This window comes from Kitasatospora sp. NPDC054768 (assembly GCF_053612025.1).
In genome coordinates, this window is record NZ_JBSHBN010000015.1 from 1 (window position 1) to 18,253 (window position 18,253).

At 74.3% G+C, this 18,253-nt stretch carries 18 protein-coding genes; 7 read left to right on the forward strand and 11 right to left on the reverse strand.

Going from position 1 to position 18,253, the window contains the following annotated elements; genetic code table 11:
* Positions 1-42: 42 nt before the first annotated feature.
* Both ACWGKU_RS06740 and ACWGKU_RS06745 read right to left on the reverse strand, forming a co-directional pair.
* On the reverse strand, positions 43-738 hold the full coding sequence (locus ACWGKU_RS06740; protein WP_452191374.1) for a phosphatase PAP2 family protein: 696 nt from the start codon (positions 736-738) through the stop codon (positions 43-45).
* A gap of 242 nt (positions 739-980) precedes the next feature.
* Positions 981-1,844 carry an LLM class flavin-dependent oxidoreductase gene (locus ACWGKU_RS06745; RefSeq protein WP_452191375.1) on the reverse strand — a complete coding sequence of 288 codons (864 nt, stop codon included), beginning with the start codon at positions 1,842-1,844 and terminating at the stop codon, positions 981-983.
* Between the two features lie 220 nt (positions 1,845-2,064).
* Between ACWGKU_RS06745 and ACWGKU_RS06750 the strand changes: the two genes are divergently transcribed.
* The 7 genes from ACWGKU_RS06750 to ACWGKU_RS06780 all read left to right on the forward strand — a co-directional run bounded on the left by ACWGKU_RS06750 (position 2,065) and on the right by ACWGKU_RS06780 (position 9,832).
* Positions 2,065-3,078, forward strand: coding sequence for a 3-oxoacyl-ACP synthase III family protein (locus ACWGKU_RS06750; RefSeq protein ID WP_401046004.1), 1,014 nt, complete (start codon positions 2,065-2,067; stop codon positions 3,076-3,078).
* On the forward strand, positions 3,075-3,818 hold the full coding sequence (locus ACWGKU_RS06755) for a glycosyltransferase (RefSeq protein WP_452177494.1): 744 nt from the start codon (positions 3,075-3,077) through the stop codon (positions 3,816-3,818). Before ACWGKU_RS06750 ends, ACWGKU_RS06755 begins: the two co-directional genes overlap by 4 nt.
* A 104-nt stretch (positions 3,819-3,922) precedes the next feature.
* Positions 3,923-5,488, forward strand: a complete 1,566-nt coding sequence (locus ACWGKU_RS06760) for an AMP-binding protein (protein WP_452177495.1) — start codon at positions 3,923-3,925, stop codon at positions 5,486-5,488.
* Positions 5,485-6,636 (forward strand): cytochrome P450, encoded by a 1,152-nt coding sequence (locus tag ACWGKU_RS06765; RefSeq protein ID WP_452177496.1) that lies wholly within the window; start codon positions 5,485-5,487, stop codon positions 6,634-6,636. The genes ACWGKU_RS06760 and ACWGKU_RS06765 overlap by 4 nt, the downstream gene beginning before the upstream one ends.
* Entirely contained in the window at positions 6,636-7,523 is an 888-nt protein-coding gene (locus ACWGKU_RS06770; RefSeq protein WP_452177497.1) for an NAD-dependent epimerase/dehydratase family protein, read from the forward strand. Before ACWGKU_RS06765 ends, ACWGKU_RS06770 begins: the two co-directional genes overlap by 1 nt.
* Before the next feature lie 152 nt (positions 7,524-7,675).
* A complete protein-coding gene (locus tag ACWGKU_RS06775; RefSeq protein ID WP_452177498.1) occupies positions 7,676-8,983 on the forward strand; it encodes an aldehyde dehydrogenase family protein in 1,308 nt (435 codons plus the stop codon).
* 87 nt (positions 8,984-9,070) lie between these two features.
* Positions 9,071-9,832, forward strand: coding sequence for a maleylpyruvate isomerase family mycothiol-dependent enzyme (locus ACWGKU_RS06780; RefSeq protein ID WP_452177499.1), 762 nt, complete (start codon positions 9,071-9,073; stop codon positions 9,830-9,832).
* A gap of 442 nt (positions 9,833-10,274) precedes the next feature.
* On the opposite strand, the gene ACWGKU_RS06785 is transcribed toward ACWGKU_RS06780, so the two are convergent.
* From ACWGKU_RS06785 to ACWGKU_RS06825, 9 genes are all read right to left on the reverse strand, one after another.
* Entirely contained in the window at positions 10,275-10,970 is a 696-nt protein-coding gene (locus ACWGKU_RS06785; RefSeq protein WP_401047244.1) for a FadR/GntR family transcriptional regulator, read from the reverse strand.
* 147 nt (positions 10,971-11,117) lie between these two features.
* Complete coding sequence (locus ACWGKU_RS06790) at positions 11,118-12,017, reverse strand: amidohydrolase family protein (RefSeq protein ID WP_452177500.1); 900 nt, start codon at positions 12,015-12,017, stop codon at positions 11,118-11,120.
* The gene (locus ACWGKU_RS06795) at positions 12,014-12,319 is read right to left on the reverse strand and encodes an L-rhamnose mutarotase (RefSeq protein ID WP_452177501.1); all 306 of its coding nucleotides are present in this window, start codon (positions 12,317-12,319) and stop codon (positions 12,014-12,016) included. Before ACWGKU_RS06795 ends, ACWGKU_RS06790 begins: the two co-directional genes overlap by 4 nt.
* Positions 12,316-12,966 (reverse strand): LutC/YkgG family protein, encoded by a 651-nt coding sequence (locus ACWGKU_RS06800; protein ID WP_452177502.1) that lies wholly within the window; start codon positions 12,964-12,966, stop codon positions 12,316-12,318. The genes ACWGKU_RS06795 and ACWGKU_RS06800 overlap by 4 nt, the downstream gene beginning before the upstream one ends.
* Complete coding sequence (locus tag ACWGKU_RS06805; protein WP_452177503.1) at positions 12,963-14,414, reverse strand: LutB/LldF family L-lactate oxidation iron-sulfur protein; 1,452 nt, start codon at positions 14,412-14,414, stop codon at positions 12,963-12,965. Before ACWGKU_RS06805 ends, ACWGKU_RS06800 begins: the two co-directional genes overlap by 4 nt.
* The gene (locus ACWGKU_RS06810; protein WP_452177504.1) at positions 14,411-15,151 is read right to left on the reverse strand and encodes a (Fe-S)-binding protein; all 741 of its coding nucleotides are present in this window, start codon (positions 15,149-15,151) and stop codon (positions 14,411-14,413) included. The genes ACWGKU_RS06805 and ACWGKU_RS06810 overlap by 4 nt, the downstream gene beginning before the upstream one ends.
* Positions 15,151-16,149 carry an aldo/keto reductase gene (locus tag ACWGKU_RS06815; protein ID WP_452177505.1) on the reverse strand — a complete coding sequence of 333 codons (999 nt, stop codon included), beginning with the start codon at positions 16,147-16,149 and terminating at the stop codon, positions 15,151-15,153. Before ACWGKU_RS06815 ends, ACWGKU_RS06810 begins: the two co-directional genes overlap by 1 nt.
* Entirely contained in the window at positions 16,146-16,910 is a 765-nt protein-coding gene (locus tag ACWGKU_RS06820; RefSeq protein ID WP_452177506.1) for an SDR family NAD(P)-dependent oxidoreductase, read from the reverse strand. Before ACWGKU_RS06820 ends, ACWGKU_RS06815 begins: the two co-directional genes overlap by 4 nt.
* Positions 16,907-18,250, reverse strand: coding sequence for an L-fuconate dehydratase (locus ACWGKU_RS06825; protein WP_452177507.1), 1,344 nt, complete (start codon positions 18,248-18,250; stop codon positions 16,907-16,909). The genes ACWGKU_RS06820 and ACWGKU_RS06825 overlap by 4 nt, the downstream gene beginning before the upstream one ends.
* Positions 18,251-18,253: the final 3 nt, after the last annotated feature.

The following is an 18,253-nucleotide window of genomic DNA, read 5'->3' on the forward strand; positions in this document are numbered from 1 at the left end:
GGACGGAAGCGGCGGGCCCGGCGGTCCGGCTACGCGGTCCGGTTACGCGGTCCTGGTCGCGCCGGACCGCTTCGCGCACTCCGGCAGGTACGAGGAGCCCGCGGCGCCGGCCGCCAGCCAGCCGACGGCCAGCAGCCAGCCGGCGAGGACGTCCAGCGGCCAGTGCACGCCGAGGTAGACGCGGCTCAGGCCGATCGTGCCCGCGAACAGCACGGCGCCGACGACGGCCGTGCGGGTGGCGGCCGGGCGCGTACGGGCGACGGCGAGCGCGAGCAGGCCGGCGCAGAGGGCGGACGTGAAGGCGTGCCCGGAGGGGAAGGCGAAGCCGGAGGCGGTGAACGCCCAGTCCGTCACGGGCGGCCGGGGCCGGCCGAAGGCGTGCATCAGGCCCTGGCGCAGCAGTTGCCCCAGCGCCAGCCACACCACGGGCAGGAGCAGCGCCCGTACCGTCGTCCACCGGCGCCTCGGCGAGCCCGTGGTCCCGACGGCGGTGAGGACGCCCGCGGCCAGGGCGAGGAGGTAGGGGACCACGCCGGTACCGAGGGAGGTGACGGCCATGGCCACGGCGCGGGCGAGCTCCGGGCGATGCGCGGTGCACCAGTCGATGGCGGCCCGCTCGAAGGCGAACGGCGCCCAGCCGTGCGTGGCCACCACGGCCGCGACCACCGCGAAGGCCGACCACGCACCGACGAGCACCACCACCCACCGCCGACGCTCCGTCATCCGGTCAGCCGCCATCCCAGCCCTCCTGCCAGCACCGCCCGGGCCACCGGAACGCGGCCCCGCGCGGCCAGGGTAGCGAGCCCGCGCCCGACGGCACCGGCCGGCGTCCCCACCACGGCCTCGCGCGGGTCGTGGCCCCCGGCCGGTCGACGCCGGTTCACCAGGTCATCCTGAACGGCCCCGGCCACCGCCCCGCGCTGCCCCGCCGGGCCACCGGCGAACCCCGCCGACCAGCGCGGCACGCCCTCGACGGCCGATCAGAGGACCGGCGGCCCCGCCTCGACACGGCGGAGTACCGGGAGCAGCCGGTCCAGGTCGGGGCCGGTCTGCAGCTGGCGCTCGTCCCACCAGGTGGCACCGGCGTCGTGCAGCGGACCGATCACATCCCTGGCCCTGGCCGCGTCCGGCGGTGTGGCGCCACCGAGCACGAACTCGAAGGGGCGCTCGGCCGCGACCGTACGGTGTCTGCGCACATAGCCGACCAGATCCCGTACCTCCGCCACGTCCGGCGCCTGGCCGTGCCGGGCCGTCTCGAAGAGCGGCACCGCGCCGTCCCACCGCGCCGCCCCCCGCATCGGCGGGCGGCGCGGCCAGAACCCGCCGATCCACACCGGCAGACAGGGCCGCTGCGCGGTGGCGGGCAGCAAGGTCACGTCCCGGACCTCGTAGTGCCGGCCGTGGTGGTCCACCGCCTCGCCGGACCAGAAGCGCCTCAACAGCTCCAGCCCCTCGTCCAGTCGTTCGGCCAGGAGGCGCGGTTCGGAGGTGTCGCCGAAGCTGAGGTATTCGTCCTCGATCGGACCGCCCAGGCCGGCGGCGAAGACCACCCGGCCGCCGCTGAGGACGTCCAGGGTGGCGACCTGGCGGGCGAGTTGCTGCGGTCGGTAGCGGGGGACCGGCGTCAGCAGGGTGCCCAGCCGGATCCGGGAGGTCGCCAGCGCGGCCGCGGTCAGCAGCATCCAGGGGTCGGCGAACGGACGCCCCTGGTGTCGTCGATGCAGTACGTGGTCCCAGACGAACAGGCCGTCCCAGCCTGCCTGTTCGGCGGCGGCGGCCACGGTGGCGACGTTGCGGGGGTCGGCGAAGTCACCGAAGTTGGGGAGGTTGACGGAGAAGCGCATTCCAGCAGGATGCGCAGCGGCCCCGGAGCGGGCAAGAGGCGTGCCCCATCAGGATTCCCGAGCACCCGGGAAGTCACCCGGGTCCTGGCGTCAGCGGCCTCACGGAGTCGGACGAGCCCGGCAACCGTCCACCTGCACAGACGTGATCGGGTAGCGGAACGGGCCGCTCTGAGTACCCGTACTCAGGCCGGCCGGGCCGTGATCGCCGGAGCATGAAGGCATGCAATCAGCAGCGATACCGCGGATCGGCATCACCGCCGTCGGCTCCCACCTGCCGGCCCGCCGGCTCACCTCCCAGCAGCTTCAGGACGAGATCGCCGCGGTCGGCCGACTCGCCCTGCCGGAGCGGATGTTCGAGAAGGCGACCGGGATCCGCAGCCGGCACTTCGCCGCCGACGACGAGTACGCCTCCACCCTCGCCGTCGGCGCCGCCCGGCGCGCCCTCGACACCCGCGGGCTGCATCCGCGGGAGGTGGACCTGCTGCTGTTCGCCTCCGCCACCCGGGACGTCTGCGAGCCCGCCACCGCCCACATCGTGCAGGCCGAACTCGGCACCCGGGCCCACGCGTTGGACGTCAGCAACGCCTGCAACAGCTTCCTCAACGGGATCGACCTGGCCCGGGCGATGATCCTGGCCGGACGGGCCCGCCGCGCCCTGGTCGTCACCGGGGAGACCCCCAGCCGGGCCATGCGCCGCGCTCCCTCCGGCATCGCGGAGGTGCGCGACGGCTTCGCCGGCTACACCTTCGGCGACGCCGGGGCGGCCGTCGTCGTCGAGGCCGTCGAGCGGGGCGGCATCCTCGACATCGAGACCGCCACCGCCTCCGAGCACTGGGAGGCCGGCGGGATCCCCGGCGGCGGGTCCCGGCACCCGCGCGGTGACGAGCACAGCTACTTCCGCGGCGGCGGCAAGGAGTTGCGCGGCATCTTCGAGACGATCGGCCCTGCCGTTCTGGCCCGGCTCGCCGCCCGCACCGGCCTCGGCTGGGACGACTACGCCCGCGTCCTGGTGCACCAGGTGACGCTCCCGTACCTGGAACGTTTCGTCGAGCTGACCGGAGCGCCGGCCGGGAAGCTGGTGCTCACCGTCCCGGAGATCGGCAACGTCGCCAGCGCCACCCTGGGTGTCCAACTCGACCGGATACGCGACACGCTGGCCCCCGGGGACAAGGTCCTGCTGGTCGGCCTCGGCGGCGGCGTCAGCCTGATGACCATGGTCTGGGAGGCGTCGTGAGGACCGATCTGTGGGTGGTGGTCCCCGCCTACCAGGAGCAGGACCGCATCGACGGCGTGCTGCGCGCCCTCGCCGCCCAGCGCGACCGCGACTTCACCCTTCTCGTCGCCGACAACGGCTCCACCGACGGCACCGTCGCCACCGTCCGCGCGTTCGCCGCCCGCGCACCGTTCCCCGTCGAGGTGCTGGTCGAGCCGGAGAAGGGCGTCGGCTCCGCCGTGGACACCGCCTTCCGCCACGCCATCGCCCACGGGGCCACCCTGCTCGCCCGCACCGACGCCGACTGCCTGCCCGAACCCGGCTGGACCGCCGCCGCCCGGGCCGGCCTGCTGGACAGCGGAGGGCTCGTCTGCGGCCGGGTCACCGCCCGCCGCGACGAACACGGGCCGGCCGGGCGCGCGGTGTTCCTGCTCCTGGTCGCCCTCGGCGCCTTCTTCGGCCGGATCCGGCCGGCCCACCACCGCCGGCACGGCTACCTGACCCCGTACCGGATGCACGCGGGCAACAACATGGCGATCACCGCCGAGCTCTACCAGGCCGTCGGCGGCATGCCCCGCCGGCCCTCCCCCACCGACCGGGCGTTCCTCAACAGGGTCCGCCGGCACACCACGGCGGTGGTGCGCCGCCGCGACATGGTGGTGCAGAACTCCACGCGGCGGATCCGCGCGTACGGGGTGGTGGGCACGGCCCGCTGGTACCTGGAACGTGGGGCCGGGCCGCGCCCGGTCGACGTCCGCTGAGCCGGCATCCAGGCATTCAGGCATCCATCGGACCGGCCGTCGTCGACCGAACCCGCCGACGGCCGCCCACCCAGCCCACCTCCGCTCCCCGAAAGCAGCCCCCCGTGCTCGACCGCCTCGCCCACGCCCTGCGCACCGACCACCCCGAGCGGCCCGCCGTCCTGCGCCAGACCGCCCAGGGCACCGTCCGCCCGGTGATCCGCCGGGGCGAGCTCGCCGATCTGGCCGACGGCTACGCCGCCGCCCTGCACGCCCACGGCCTCGGCTCCGGCTCTCGCTCCGGCTCTCGCTCCGATCCCGGTCCCGGTCCCGGTCCCGGTCCCGGCGCGACCGTCGGCGTCGCCGTCCGTCCCGGCCCGCGCGCGCTGGCCGTCATGCTCGCCGCCCACCGGCTGGGCCTGCGGATCGCCGTCCTCGACCCGACCGCCGGACCCGACGTGCTCGCCGCCCGACTCGCACTGGCCCGCCCCGATCTCGTCCTCGCCGACGCCGCCGCCCAGGCCGTCGCCGGCTGGGCGGGGCCGCTGGCCCGCCGCGCCGACCTCGCACTCCCGCGGCTCACCGCGCTGGGGCCGGTCGCCACCCTCGGCCGCCGCCTGCCCGGCTGCGCACCCCGGCTGCGCCCGGCGGACTCCGCCCTGCCCGCTGCCCCGCCGGCCGCCCCGTCCGAGGGCGACGGCCACGGCCACAGCCACAGCCACAGCGGCGAGGACGCGGTGATCGTCTTCACCTCGGGCACCACCGCCCGACCGCGCGCCGTCGTCCACACCCGCGCCGGCCTCGCCGCCGGGCTGGGCACCGTCGCCGACCTGGTCGGCCCGCGCCCCGGCACGGTCGTCCTCGGCGGCACCTTCTTCGTCCTCGTCCCGGCACTCGCCGCCGGCGCCGCCGTCGTCCTGCCCGCCCGCCGCCCCGCCGCGCTCGGCCGCCAGCTCGCCCGGCTCTCCCCCGCCCACACCTACCTCACCCCGCCGCAGCTGCGCGCCGCCCTCGCCGCCGGGGCTCGCTTCACCGGCCGGGTCTGGACGGGCTCCGCCCCCGCCGACGCCGCCCTGCTGCGCCGGGTCAAGCGGTCCGGCGCCGACGAAGCGTGGAGCGTCTACGCGCTCACCGAACTGTTCCCCGCCGCCGCGGTCGAGGAGGCGGACAAGAGCGCCCACGACGGGAACGGCGACCTCGTCGGCCACCCGCTGCCCGGCGTCCGGGCCCGCCTCGCCGAGGACGGCGAACTCCGGCTCACCGGGCCCGGCGCCCGCCACCGCTACCTCGGCGAGGAGCCCGACCCGTGGATCCGCACCGGCGACCACGCCGGCCTCACTCCCGACGGACGGATCGTCCTCGCCGGCCGCCTCAAGGACATGGTGCTGCGCCACGCCGAGAACATCTACCCGGGCCTGTACGAGCCCGCGCTGCACGTGCCCGGCGTCGAACTGGCCGTGCTGGTCGGTGTTCCCGACGGGAACGGGGACGAACGGCTGGTCGCCCTCGTCCAGCCCGCCCCCGGCACCGACCCGCGGCACCTGCGCACCGCCCTGCGCGGGCCGCTCGACCGCATGGGCTCCGCCCGTCCCGACGCCGTCCTGTTCGGCACCGTCCCGCTCACCGGCCGCTCCCGCAAACCCGACCGGGCCGCGGCATCCGCCCACTGCGCACAGGAGTTGACCCGATGAACCCGTCCGACCGCACGACCGCCACCGCGACGCCCGCCGCTACGCCCGCCGGGACCACCACCGCCACGGACCTCGTGTCCCTCGCCGCCGCCTGCCGCCGGGCCCGGCGCCGCGACCGACGCGTCTACCTGCACAGCCACCCCGCGCTCTTCGCGCTGCTCTGCGCCACCCGCCGCCGCCCGGTCCTGCGGCTCGGCCGCACCCTGCTGGTGCACGGCGCCGACGCCTACCACGAGGCCCTCACCCGCGTCCCGCTGCACCGCACCGCGCCCGGCACCACCGGCGGCGCGGCGGCCCGGCTGACCGACGGCGGCGCGCTGTTCGACCAGGACGGCGGCGACCACCGCACCGCCCGCCGTACGCTGGCCGCCGGCGTCGACACCAGCGCCCGCGCCCGGATCCGCCCGCTCTGGCAGGCCGTCCTCGCCGCGCGCGTCCCCGACCTGGCCACCGGGCACCTCGAACTCGTGGACCTCGTCAGGGAACTGGCCGGAACCACCGCCGCCGCCCTCACCGGTGCGACCGTCCCCGCACGTCGACTCGCCGACGCCGCAGCCGAGGCGGCCGCCGCTGCCGCCCGCGACCACCTGCCCGGACCGCGCCCGGGCCGAGCCCGCGCCGCGGCCGAGGCGGTCGACGCCGCGGCCCGCCTCAGCGCCCTGCTGCCCGATCCGCGTGACGCCATGGTCGCCGTCGCCGCCGTCAACACCACCCTCGCGGCCGTCCCCCGCGCCGTCGCCTGGTGCGCCGACGCCGGCCTGTGGGCGGCCGTCGACGGGGCCGGCGCGCCCCGTCTCGCCGCCGAACTGCTGCGCCTCACCGCGCCCTCCCCGCTGCTGCCCAGGGCGGCCGCCGCCGACGCCACTCTCGCCGGCCACCGGGTGCGCCGCGGCGACCGGCTGATCCTGGTCGCCCGGCACGCCGCCCTCGCCCACCACCGCGCTCCGAGCCCGGACCCGGCCGCCACCCAGGCCGTCTTCGGCACCGGCCCCCACGCCTGCCCCGGTGCGGGCCTGGCCCGCGCCCAACTCGCCGACGTGCTCCTCGCGCTGGCCCCCCACCGCCCGGTCGTCACCCGCGCCCGTGTCGACCGCCGCTGCGCCCTGCCCGGCTACGCCGAACTCACGCTCCGCCGAGGACGGTCCTGATGCGCATCGCCGTCACCGGCGCCTCCGGATTCTGCGGCGCCCACCTCGCCCGCACCGCCGCCGTCCTGGGCCTGGACGTCACCTGCCACGGCCGCCGCCCCGGCCCGGTCGGCCGCCACCTCGGCTGGGACGCCGCCGCCCACGACCCCGACTTCACCGGCGCCGACCTCGTCGTCCACTGCGCCGCCGCCGTCGCCGACCTGCCCCCGGGCCACCCGGCCGAGGCCCACCAGCGCACCGTCAACGTCACCGGCACCGAGCGCGTCCTGCGCGCCGCCGCCGGCCGCCCCCTCGTCCACGTCAGCAGCGCCAGCGTCTACGACCCCCGCACCACCGCCGCCGTCCTCACCGAGGACCACCCCACCACCGCCGGCCACCTCAACGCCTACGGCCGCACCAAGGCCGCCGCCGAACGGCTCGCCCTCGCGGCCGGTGCCGTCGTCCTGCGCCCCCGCGCCGTCTACGGCCCCGGAGACCCGCACCTCCTTCCGCAGCTGCTCGGCCGGGCCCGGTACGGCCTGCTGCCGCTGCCCGGCCGGGACCTCCCGCTCAGTCTGACCGCCGTCGCCAACCTCACCGACGCCTGCCTGTCCGCCCTCGGCCTCACCGGCGCCGCGCCCTGGGCTCCCGGCGCCTACAACATCGCGGACGCCGCCCCGTACCGGCGCGACGACGCGCTGCGCCACATCCTCACCGTCCACCGCCGCCCCGCCCGGATCGCCCATCTCCCCGCGCCGCTCGTCCGGCTCGCCGCCCGCACCACGGTGGTCCCCGGCCTCACCCCGTACACCGTCGACCTCCTCACCCGCGGTGTCGTCCTCGACCTGACCCGCGCCCGCGCCCAGGGCTGGCACCCCGCCCACGACCTGCGCGACTACCGCCCCTGACACCTGTCCGAGCGAACGGGGGATGCCGGGAGAATCGCGGGAGGATGCTTGACAAACTCAACCTTTCATCCCTAGGGTCGCCATTGCTTCAGGTAGTGAAAAATTTCTACCCGCAAGCACCGGCTCCCCACCTCAAGACCGTGAGACCCCTCATGACTGACGCCATCCCCGCCGTGGTCGCCCGCCTGCGGGCCGAATTCTCCACCGGCCGGACCAGGCCGCTCACCTGGCGCCTGGACAGGCTGGCCGCCCTGCGCGCCCTGCTCACCGAACAGGCCGAGGCGTTCCAGCGGGCCCTGCACACCGACCTCGGCAAGAGCGCCGCCGAGGCGTACCGGACCGAGATCGGCTTCACGCTCGCCGAACTCGACCACACCGTCGCCCACCTGGCCGAGTGGCTGGACCCGAAGCCGGCCGCCGTACCGGAGGTCTTCCGCCCCGCCGAGGCCCGGGTCGTCCGCGACCCCCTGGGCGTGGTGCTGATCATCGCCCCCTGGAACTACCCGCTCCAGCTCGCCCTGGCCCCGCTCGTCGGCGCCCTGGCCGCCGGGAACACCGCCGTCCTCAAGCCCAGCGAACTCGCCCCCGCGACCTCCGCGGCCATCGCCGAGCTGCTGCCGCGCTACCTCGGCGAGGAGGCCGTGGCGGTCGTCGAAGGCGCCGTCCCGGAGACCACAGCCCTGCTGGAACAGCGCTTCGACCACATCTTCTACACCGGCAACGGCGTCGTCGGACGGATCGTCATGACCGCCGCCGCCAAGCACCTGACCCCGGTCACCCTGGAACTCGGCGGCAAGAGCCCGGTCGTGGTCGACCCCGGCACCGACCTCGGCGTCACCGCCCGGCGGATCGCCCGCGGCAAGTTCCTCAACGCCGGACAGACCTGCGTCGCCCCCGACTACGTCCTCGCCGTCGGCGACACCGCGGCCGGCCTGGAACGCGAACTGGCCGACGCCGTACGGGAACTGTTCGGCGAGGAGCCGGCCACCAGCACGGAGTACGGGCGCATCGTCAACGAGCGCCACTTCGACCGGCTCACCGCGCTGCTCGACGACGGACGCACCGTCACCGGCGGCGGGCACGACCGCGCCACGCGCTACCTCGCCCCGACCGTCCTCGCCGACGTGCCCGCGACCGCCCCCGTGATGCGGGCCGAGATCTTCGGCCCGATCCTGCCCGTCCTCACCGTCCCCGACCTCGACGCGGCGATCGCCTTCATCAACGAGCGCGACAAGCCGCTCGCCCTCTACGCCTTCACCGAATCCGCGGACACCAAGCGGCGACTGACCGAGGAGACCTCCTCCGGCGCGCTCAGCTTCGGACTCCCGGTCTCGCACCTGGCGATGCCCGACCTGCCGTTCGGCGGCGTCGGCGAGAGCGGCATGGGCCGCTACCACGGCGAGTACTCGATCGACACGTTCAGCCACACCAAGGCCGTCGTCGACAAGCCCCTCGGCTGATCCCGCCCCTGCCCTCCCCCTCCACCTCACCCTCGCCACCGGACCGCTGGTCCCGCCGCCCCCTGAATCCCTCCGGAGCAACCGTCCATGACCCCGAACGAGCACGTCGACGCCGTGGCCGCCGAGACCCACAGGTTCGCCACCGCCGTACGCTCCGCCGACCCGGCCACTCCCGTCCCCACCTGCCCCGACTGGACCCTCGCCGACCTCCTCCGCCACGCCGGCAGCGTCCAGCGCTGGTTCACCGTCCTGCTGCGGCAACGCATCCAGGCACCGCCCACCAGCCGGGACGTCGACCTCAAGCTCCCCGAACGGGCCGAGGACTACCCGGCGTGGCTCACCGAGGCCGGCGCGGAAGCGGCCGCGACGTTCGCGGCGACCGACCTCGACGCCCCCATGTGGGCCTGGGGCGCCGACCAGCACGCCCGCTTCTGGGTGCGCCGGATGCTCTTCGAGACCCTCGTCCACCGCGTCGACGCCGAACTCGCCCTGGGGCTCAAGCCCGAGATCGACCCGGACCTCGCCGCGGACGGCGTGGCCGAATTCCTCACCAACCTGCCGCACGCCACCCTGTTCGCCCCGCACACGGCCAAGCTCCGCGCCGCCGATCGCACCCTCCGCTTCACCCGCACCGACGGCGACGGCGACTGGCTGATCCACCTGCGCCCCGACGGCTTCGGCCCGGCCCCCGTCGACGCGACCGCCACCGACGCCGACGCCACGGTCTCCGCCACCGCCGCCGACCTCCTGCTCCTCCTCTACGGCCGCACCGACCGCTCGGCACCCGGGATCACGGCCTCCGGGGACGAAGAACTGCTGGACCTCTGGTTCACCAACTCCGCCTTCTAGGCCGGCGCCCGAACCCACCGCACGACGGCCCGCGCCGGAACTCGGCGCGGGCCGGCCGGGGCTGTCGTCGGGGGACGTGGAGGACGTCGAACTCCAGAGCCATGCTGCCGACCCACCGCCGGCGGAAGTGCCTGAGTGTTTGCGCCAACATCGCGGACACGAAACGACAGGCGCCGGTCCCGGTCCGCCGTCGGACTCACCACGCGCGGCACGTCCTCCGACCTCCGGTGGAACCAGCGGCTCCGGATCGGCCACTTCGCCCGCACGGTGGAGTTCCGCGAGCAGCCGGACCTCGGCCCGACCGAGGAGTAGCCGGAGCGCCGAGGACGAGACCGGGTGGCCCGTGGAGCACTCCCCGGGCCACCCGGCCTCGCGGCGTGCGCCCGAGCCCGGCACCCCCGCCTGTGCGGAGGTCGCGCCGCGCCGGGCACCCGCCCCGGGGTCAGCCGAGTGAGGATCCGGCTGCGCCGAGGGTGTCCCGCAGCCACTGCTCGACGCCTGCCACGTGCACCGTCGCCCAGGCCTGCGCGAGGTCGGGGCGGCGGTGGGCGATCGCGTCGAGGATGGCGCGGTGCTGCTGGCGGGTCCGGTCGGCCGCGCCTTCCTCGGTCAGCCCGCGCCAGATCCGCGCCCGGGCGGTCGGGCCGGACAGGCCCTCGACGAGCGAGCACAGGACGGTGTTGCCCGAACCGGCTGCGATCCTGCGGTGGAACTCCAGGTCGTTGTCGATCAGTTCTTGCAGGGAGGCGTCGTCGCTCAGGCTCTCCAGGATCTCCCCGAGGGCGGCGATGTCCTCGTCCGGCATCACTCGGGCCGCCATGGCCGCGGCGGCGGGCTCCAGAATGCGGCGGACCTCCAGGAACTCCAGCACCGAGTCGTCCTGGTGGAAGTCGACGACGAAGCCCAGGGCGTCCAGCAGCAGGTTGGGCTCCAGGCTCGTCACGTACGTGCCGTCCCCCTGGCGTACGTCGAGCACCCGGATGAGCGAGAGGGCCTTCACGGCCTCACGCAGGGAGTTGCGCGACAGACCGAGCCGCTCGGCCAGGTCGGCCTCCTTGGGGAGTCGCGAACCAGGGCGCAGCTCACCACTGACGATCATGGCTTTGATCTTCTCGATCGCCGAGTCGGTGACTGGCACGCTCCTGCCTCCCTGGTCCTGATCGTTGCAGCATAGCTTCCATGGCACCCGCCCGGAGATCGCCTTGACCGCGACAGGTCAAGACCATCCGGCAAGATCCCTGAGGAGGCCGTCCGTCCCGGATGGGCCGCACTCCGCCCGCGGCGGCTACGGTCCCGGCGGACCGGCACGTCCCTCCGCGGGCCGACCCGGGGCGCCGAGCCCGTACACGCGGATCGCGTTGTGCCGGAACACCGCGTCCCTCTCCCCCGCGCCGAGCCGGTCCGTGAGGTGCCGGGTGATCCGGACGACCTCGGCGTAGTCGGCCCGAAGGGTGCATACCGGCCAGTCGGAGCCGAAGAGGAGGCGTTGCGGGCCGAAGGCGTCCAGGGCGGTGTCGGCGTACGGCGCGAGGTCCTCCGTGCGCCACCGACCGGGGGCGGCCTCGGTGACCAGGCCGGAGAGCTTGCACACGGTGTTGGGCAGCGCGGCCAGGCGGCGCAGGTCCGCTGCCCAGGGGTCGAGCGTGCCCTCGGAGATCGGGGGCTTGCCGAGGTGGTCGAGGACGAACGTCAGGTCGGTGAGCCGGGCGGCCGCGAGGGCTGCGGCGGGCAGTTGGTGCGGTTTGACGACGAGGTCGTAGGCGAGGCCGGAGCCGGCGACGGCGATCAGGCCGCGCTGGACGTCGGGGCGCAGCAGCCAAGCGGGGTCGGGTTCCTCCTGGACCTGGTGCCTGATGCCCACCAGTCTTTCTCCGCCGGGGAGTTCACGCAGGGCGGCGATCGCTTCGGCAACGTCGGGGGCGGTGAGGTCGGTCCACCCGACGACGCCGGCGATCAGGTCGCTGCCGTCGGCCAGGGCCAGCAGTTCGGGGGTTTCCTCGGGGACGCAGACGGTCTGCACGACGACCGTGGCGACCGCTCCGGCCTCCGTGGCTTCGGGGGCGAGGTCGGCGGCGGTGAAGGAGCGGGCCAGTGGAGCGAGGGCCTCTCCGGTGATCCAGGGCTGCGGCCGCGTGTCGAGGTCCCAGACGTGGTGGTGCGCGTCGATGATCTGAGGTCCGGTCACAGTTCCCACACCACCGGGAGGCCGGCCCCGGCGTCGGAGTAGTCGTGGCTGATGTCGAGCAGTTCGCCCATCTTCTCCTGCCAGGCGGTGTTGACCGGGAGGTGCTCCAGTGCGGCGAGGAGACGGGTGTAGCTCTCGCACTCCAGCTGGTGGAACAGTTCGCAGCCGCTGCGCCAGATGGTCCAGGAGGTGACGCCGGCGGTGCGGATGGCGGCGGTGAGTTCGGCGGGCACCGCGCGGTGGGCCGCCTCGTACTCGGCGATCCGGTCGGCGCGGACGCGGGTGTGCAGGGCGACTCTCATGGCTGCTCCGGGCGGGTGGGGTCGACGATGACGACGTGCAGGGTGCGGGGGCCGTGCACGCCTTCCACGCGGTCGAGTTCGATGTCGCTGGTGGCGGAGGGGCCCGAGATGAAGGTCAGCGGCAGCGAGGGGTCGAGGCGGGCGAGGGCGTCGGGGACGTCGGCGGTGATCTGTCCGGCGTGGATGACGCACAGATGGTAGTCGGGGACGAGGGTGAGGGCGCGGCGGCCCTGGCCGGGGCCGGTGTCGAGGACGATGGTGCCGGTGACGGCGATGCCGGCGGCGGCGAGGGTGACGGCGCCGTCCAAGGCGTTCAAGGTTGGGACGTCCAGCGGTTCCGGGTGCCACTGCCAGTCTCCGGACGGCAGCAGCTCGACGGGAAAGCCACCGGGCAGCGCCAGGCGGGTGGCACCGCGCCGGGTGATCGCGGCGGCGATGGCCCCGGGCAGGCCGGCGGAGGTGGTCAGGGTGACGGTGGCGCGGTAGTCGGCGACGCGTTCGGCGAACAGGGCGACGGTGTCCTGGCCGGGTTCGGTGTGGCTGCGGCGGTAGGTCCGGGGTACGGGGACGTCGGTGGGCAGTTCGTCGGCGGGGACGTCGGTGAGCGCGGCGCGGATACGGGCGAGGATGGCCTGACGGCTGTTCATGCTTCTTGGTCCCTGTTCTTGCGCCACCAGGTGCGGAAGGACTCGGCGGGGGGTGCGGGGGTGTCGCGGGTGTCGGACCAGCCGTGCAGCGGGCCCGGCAGCCGGCCGATGCGCCCGTTCCGGGCGAGGGCCCGGCCGCCGAGGGCGGCGGCCTTCTGGGCGGCGGAGAGCAGGCGCGGGGAGTCGAGGACGGTGGCGGCGGCCTTCATGGCCAGTGCCTCCGCCCGCTTCGGCTTGCTCTCGACGGCCTTGGCCCTCAGGTGGGCCAGCACCTCGGGGATGTCGATCTTGACGGGGCAGGCGTCGTAGCAGGCCCCGCACAGGGTGGAGGCGAACGGCAGCGAAGCGGCGTTCTCCACGCCGACGAGCTGCGGGGTGAGGACGGCGCCGATCGGTCCGGGGTAGACGGAGCCGTAGGCGTGGCCGCCGGTGCGCTCGAAGACGGGGCAGACGTTGAGGCAGGCCGAGCAGCGGATGCAGCCGAGGACCTGGCGTCCGACCTCGTCGGCGAGGGTGTCGGTGCGGCCGTTGTCGAGCAGCACCAGGTGGAACTGCGACGGGCCGTCGTCGTCGGTGGTGCCGGTCCAGGTGGAGGTGTACGGGTTCATCCGCTCGCCGGTGGAGGAACGCGGCAGCAGCTGGAGGAAGACCTCCAGGTCGCGCCAGGTGGGGACCACCTTCTCGATGCCCATGACGGTGATGAGGGTTTCGGGCAGGGTGAGGCACATGCGGCCGTTGCCCTCGGACTCCACGACGACCACGGTGCCGGTGTCGGCGGTGGCGAAGTTGGCGCCGGAGACGGCCACCTTGGCGGTGAGGAACTTGCTCCGCAGGTGCAGCCGGGCGGCTTCGGCGAGTTCGCGCGGGTCGTCGCCGAGGCCGTCGGGTGCGGGCTGCCCCCAGCGGGCCATTTCGGCGGTGAAGAGGTCGCGGATCTCGCTGCGGTTCTTGTGGATCGCGGGGACGAGGATGTGGGAGGGCCGGTCGTCGCCGAGTTGGACGATGAGTTCGGCGAGGTCGGTCTCGTAGGCGGTGATCCCGGCCTCGGCGAGGGCCTCGTTGAGGCCGATCTCCTGCGTGGCCATCGACTTGACCTTCACCACCTCGCGCTCGCCGGTGGCCCGCACGAGTTCGGTGACAATGCGGTTGGCCTCGGCGGCGTCGCCCGCCCAGTGCACAGTGCCGCCCGCAGCGGTGACGGCATCCTCCAACTGGACGAGATAGCGGTTGAGGTGACGTGAGGTGCGCTTCTTGATCGCGGCGGCAGCATCACGCAGCTGCTCCCAGTCGTCCAGTTCGGAGGCGACCGCGAGCCGCTTGTCGCGGATGGTGGTGGTGGCGCGCTTCAGGTTGGCGCGCAGCTGCTGGTCGGCAAGCGCGGTGCGGGCCGCCTCGGGGAAGGACGGCGAGCCGAGCCAGACGACGCCACGGCTGCCGGGATTGCTCATCGTGCGGTTCCTTCGGTGGCGGCGAGGATCTCGGCCAGGTGCAGGGTCCGCACGGGCGCGCCCTGGCGGGACAGTCCGCCGCCGATGTGCATCAGGCAGGAGTTGTCGGCGGCGCACAGGACCTCGGCGCCGCTCGCCAGGACGGCGGCGTTCTTGTCGGCGAGCATCGCGGCGGAGGTGTCGGCGTTCTTGACGGCGAAGGTGCCGCCGAAGCCGCAGCAGGAGTCGGCGGCAGGGAGGTCGACGAGGTCGATGTCCTGGACGGCGCGCAGTAGCCGGTCGGGGCGGTCGCCGAGGCGAAGGCCGCGCAGGGAGTGGCAGGTGGGGTGGTAGGCGACGCGGTGCGGGAAGCGGGCGCCGACGTCCGTGACGCCGAGCACGTCGGTCAGGAACTCGGTGAACTCGTACACCCGGGGCACCAGTTCGGTGACCTGCTGCTGGAGGTCGGTGTTCCCGTGGTCGCGGGCGAGCAGGGGGTGGTTGTCGCGGACCATCCCGGCGCAGGAGGCGGAGGGGGTGATCACGGCGTCGTAGTCGGCGAAGGTCCGGGCGAAGCGGGCCACCAGCGGGAGGGCGTCGGGGCGGTAGCCGGTGTTGAAGTGCATCTGGCCGCAGCAGGTCTGTTCCCGCGGGAACTCGACGCGGTGGCCGAGTCGCTCCAGCACGGTCACCACCGCGCGGCCGGTGTCGGGGAAGAGCGTGTCGTTGAAGCAGGTGATGAACAGGGCGACGCGCATCAGCTCACCACCTCGGGCGTGGGGACGTCCGCGGGCAGCAGTCCGCGGTCCTTGAGGTCCGCCCAGAGTACCGCCGGGACGGGGTGGTGGAGCATGGTGGCGGCGTCCCGGACCTCACCGGCGCTACGGGTGCCGACCAGGACGCTCGCCACCGCCGGGTGCCCGAACGGGAACCGCAGGGCGGCGGCGCGCAGCGGTACGCCGTGCCGCTCGCAGACGGCCTTGAGATCGAGCGCGCGGTTCAGCAGGTGGTCGGGCGCGGCCGTGTAGTCGAAGGTGGCGCCGGGGCGGGGGTCGGCGAGCAGGCCGGAGTTGAAGACGCCGCCGATGACGACGCCGACGCCCCGCTGCTGGGCCAAGGGCAGCAGCTCGGTCAGCCCCTGCTGGTCGAGGAGGGTGTAGCGGCCGGCCAGCAGGACGGCGTCGATGTCGGTCTCGCGGATGAAGCGGGCGGGCAGCTCGGCCTGGTTCATGCCGATGCCGATCGCCCCCAGGACACCTTCGGCGCGCAGGCGTTCCAGTTCCGGGTAGGCCTCGGTGAGCGCCTGTTCGGCGTGGTCGTCGGGGTCGTGCAGGTAGGCGATGTCGATCCGGTCGAGGCCGAGCCGGTTCAGGCTGTCCTCGATGGAGTGGCGTACGCCCCGGGCGCTGAAGTCCCAGACGCGGCGGTGGGTGGCGGGCACGGCGAAGCCGTTGGCCAGGTCGTCGCCGTCGCCGGAGGGAGCCGGCTCCAGCAGCCGGCCGACCTTCGTGGAGATCGTGTACTGGTCCCGGGGGAACTCGCGCAGGGCGTCGCCGAGCCGGCGCTCCGACAGGCCCAGGCCGTAGTGCGGGGCGGTGTCGAAGTACCGTACGCCGGACTCCCAGGCTGCGGTGACGGCCTGTTCGGCCTGCGCCTCGGTGACCGGGGTGAACAGGTTTCCGATGCCGGCGGCGCCGAACGCGAGTGCGGTCACGTGCGCCGTGCTGCGGCCGAGCGGGTTGTGGCGCGGCTTCACCGGCGTGGCTCCGGTCGCAGGCGCAGGCCGGCCATGCCGCCGTCCACGGCGAGCGCGGTACCGGTGACGCTGGCGGCGGCCGGGGAGGCGAGGTAGGCGATGGCGGCGGCGACCTCTTCGGCGCTGACCAGCCGGCCGGTGGGCTGGCGGGCGTTCAGGGCGGCGCGTTCGGCGGCCGGGTCGTCGGCCGCGTCGAGCAGCCGGGCGACCCACGGGGTGTCGACGGTGCCGGGGTTGACGCAGTTGACCCGGATGCCGTCGCGGACGTGGTCGGCGGCCATGGCCAGGGTGAGCGAGAGGACGGCGCCCTTGCTCGCCGAGTACAGCGCGCGCTGGGGCAGTCCGGCGGTGGCGGCGATGGAGCAGGTGTTGACCACCGAGGCGTGGGTGGAGCGGCGCAGGTGCGGCAGGGCGGCGCGGGTGGTGCGGACGATGCCGAGCACGTTGACGTCCAGGACGCGGTGCCACTGCTCGTCGGGGTTGTCCTCGACGGTTCCGGCGGCGCCGATGCCGGCGTTGTTGACCAGGATGTCGATCCCGCCGAGCGCTTCGGCCGCCGCCTGAACGGCCTCGCGGACCGAGCGGTCGTCGGCGACGTCGGCGGTGAAGCCGCGCAGCGGGACGCGGACGCTGCTCGGGTCGAGGTCGAGGACGGCGACGTCCGCTCCGCGTTCGCCGAGCAGGCGGGCGGTGGCGAGTCCGATGCCGGAGGCTCCGCCGGTGACCAGGGCGGTGAGTCCCTGGAGGTCGCGGGTGGTCATGAGCGCTCCTCCTTGTCGTGGCCCGCCAGGTCGGCTGCCCAGAACGCGCCGTCGGGGTAGGTGTAGGTGTCGATGGTGGCCTGGTGCATGGTGGCGGAGAAGCCGGGCAGGGCAGGGGCTCGGTAGTGGCCGGCGTCGATGACGACGGGGTCGAGGAAGTGCTGGTGGAGGTGGTCGACGTACTCGATGACCCGGTCCTCGGTGGTGCCGGAGAGCGCGACGTAGTCGAACATCGACAGGTGCTGGACCAGTTCGCACAGGCCCACGCCGCCTGCGTGCGGGCAGACCGGGACGCCGAACCTGGCGGCGAGCAGCAGGATGGCGAGGTTCTCGTTGACGCCGGCCACCCGGGCCGAGTCCAGCTGGAGGATGTCGAGGGCGCCGGCCTGGAGCAGTTGCTTGAAGACGATGCGGTTCTGCACGTGCTCGCCGGTGGCGACCCTGATCGGGTGGACACCCTTGCGGATGGCGGCGTGGCCGAGGACGTCGTCCGGGCTGGTGGGCTCCTCGATCCAGTACGGGTCGAACTCGGCGAGGGCGTTCGTCCACTCGATCGCCTCGGCGATGTTCCAGCGCTGGTTGGCGTCGATCGCCATCCGGATGTCCGGGCCGACGGCGGCGCGGGCGGCGCGGCAACGGCGGACGTCGTCCTCCAGGTCGGCGCCGACCTTCAGCTTGATCTGGGTGAAGCCGTCCGCGACGGCCTGCTTGGCGAGGCGGGTGAGCTTCTCGTCGCTGTAGCCGAGCCAGCCGGGCGAGGTGGTGTAGGCGGGATAGCCGCGGCGCACGAGTTCGGCGGCCCGGGCGGGTGCGCCCTGTCTGCCCTTGCGCAGCAGTTCGAGAGCCTCGTCGGGCGTCAGCGCGTCGGCGATGTAACGGAAGTCGACCTGGGAGACGAGCCATTCGGGGTCGGCGTCGACGAGCAGCTGCCACAGCGGCTTGCCCTCGCGCTTGGCGGCGAGGTCCCAGACGGCGTTGACCACGGCCCCGATGGCCATGTGCATCACGCCCTTCTCGGGGCCGAGCCAGCGCAGCTGGCTGTCACCGATCAGGTCGCGGTACAGGGAACCGGGGTCGGCGCACAGCTCGGCGACGGAACGCCCGACGATGTGCGGGCGCAGCGCGTCGATGGCGGCGACCTGGACGTCGTTGCCACGGCCGATGGTGAAGGTGAACCCGTGGCCCTCCGGCTCGCCGTCGGAGGTGCGCAGCACCAGGTAGGCGGCGGAGTAGTCGGGGTCCGGGTTCATGGCGTCGGACCCGTCCAGCTCCCGCGAGGTGGGGAAGCGGATGTCGTAGGTGTCGACGGCGGTGATCCGCGCCGCTGTGGTTGCGGACAAGGT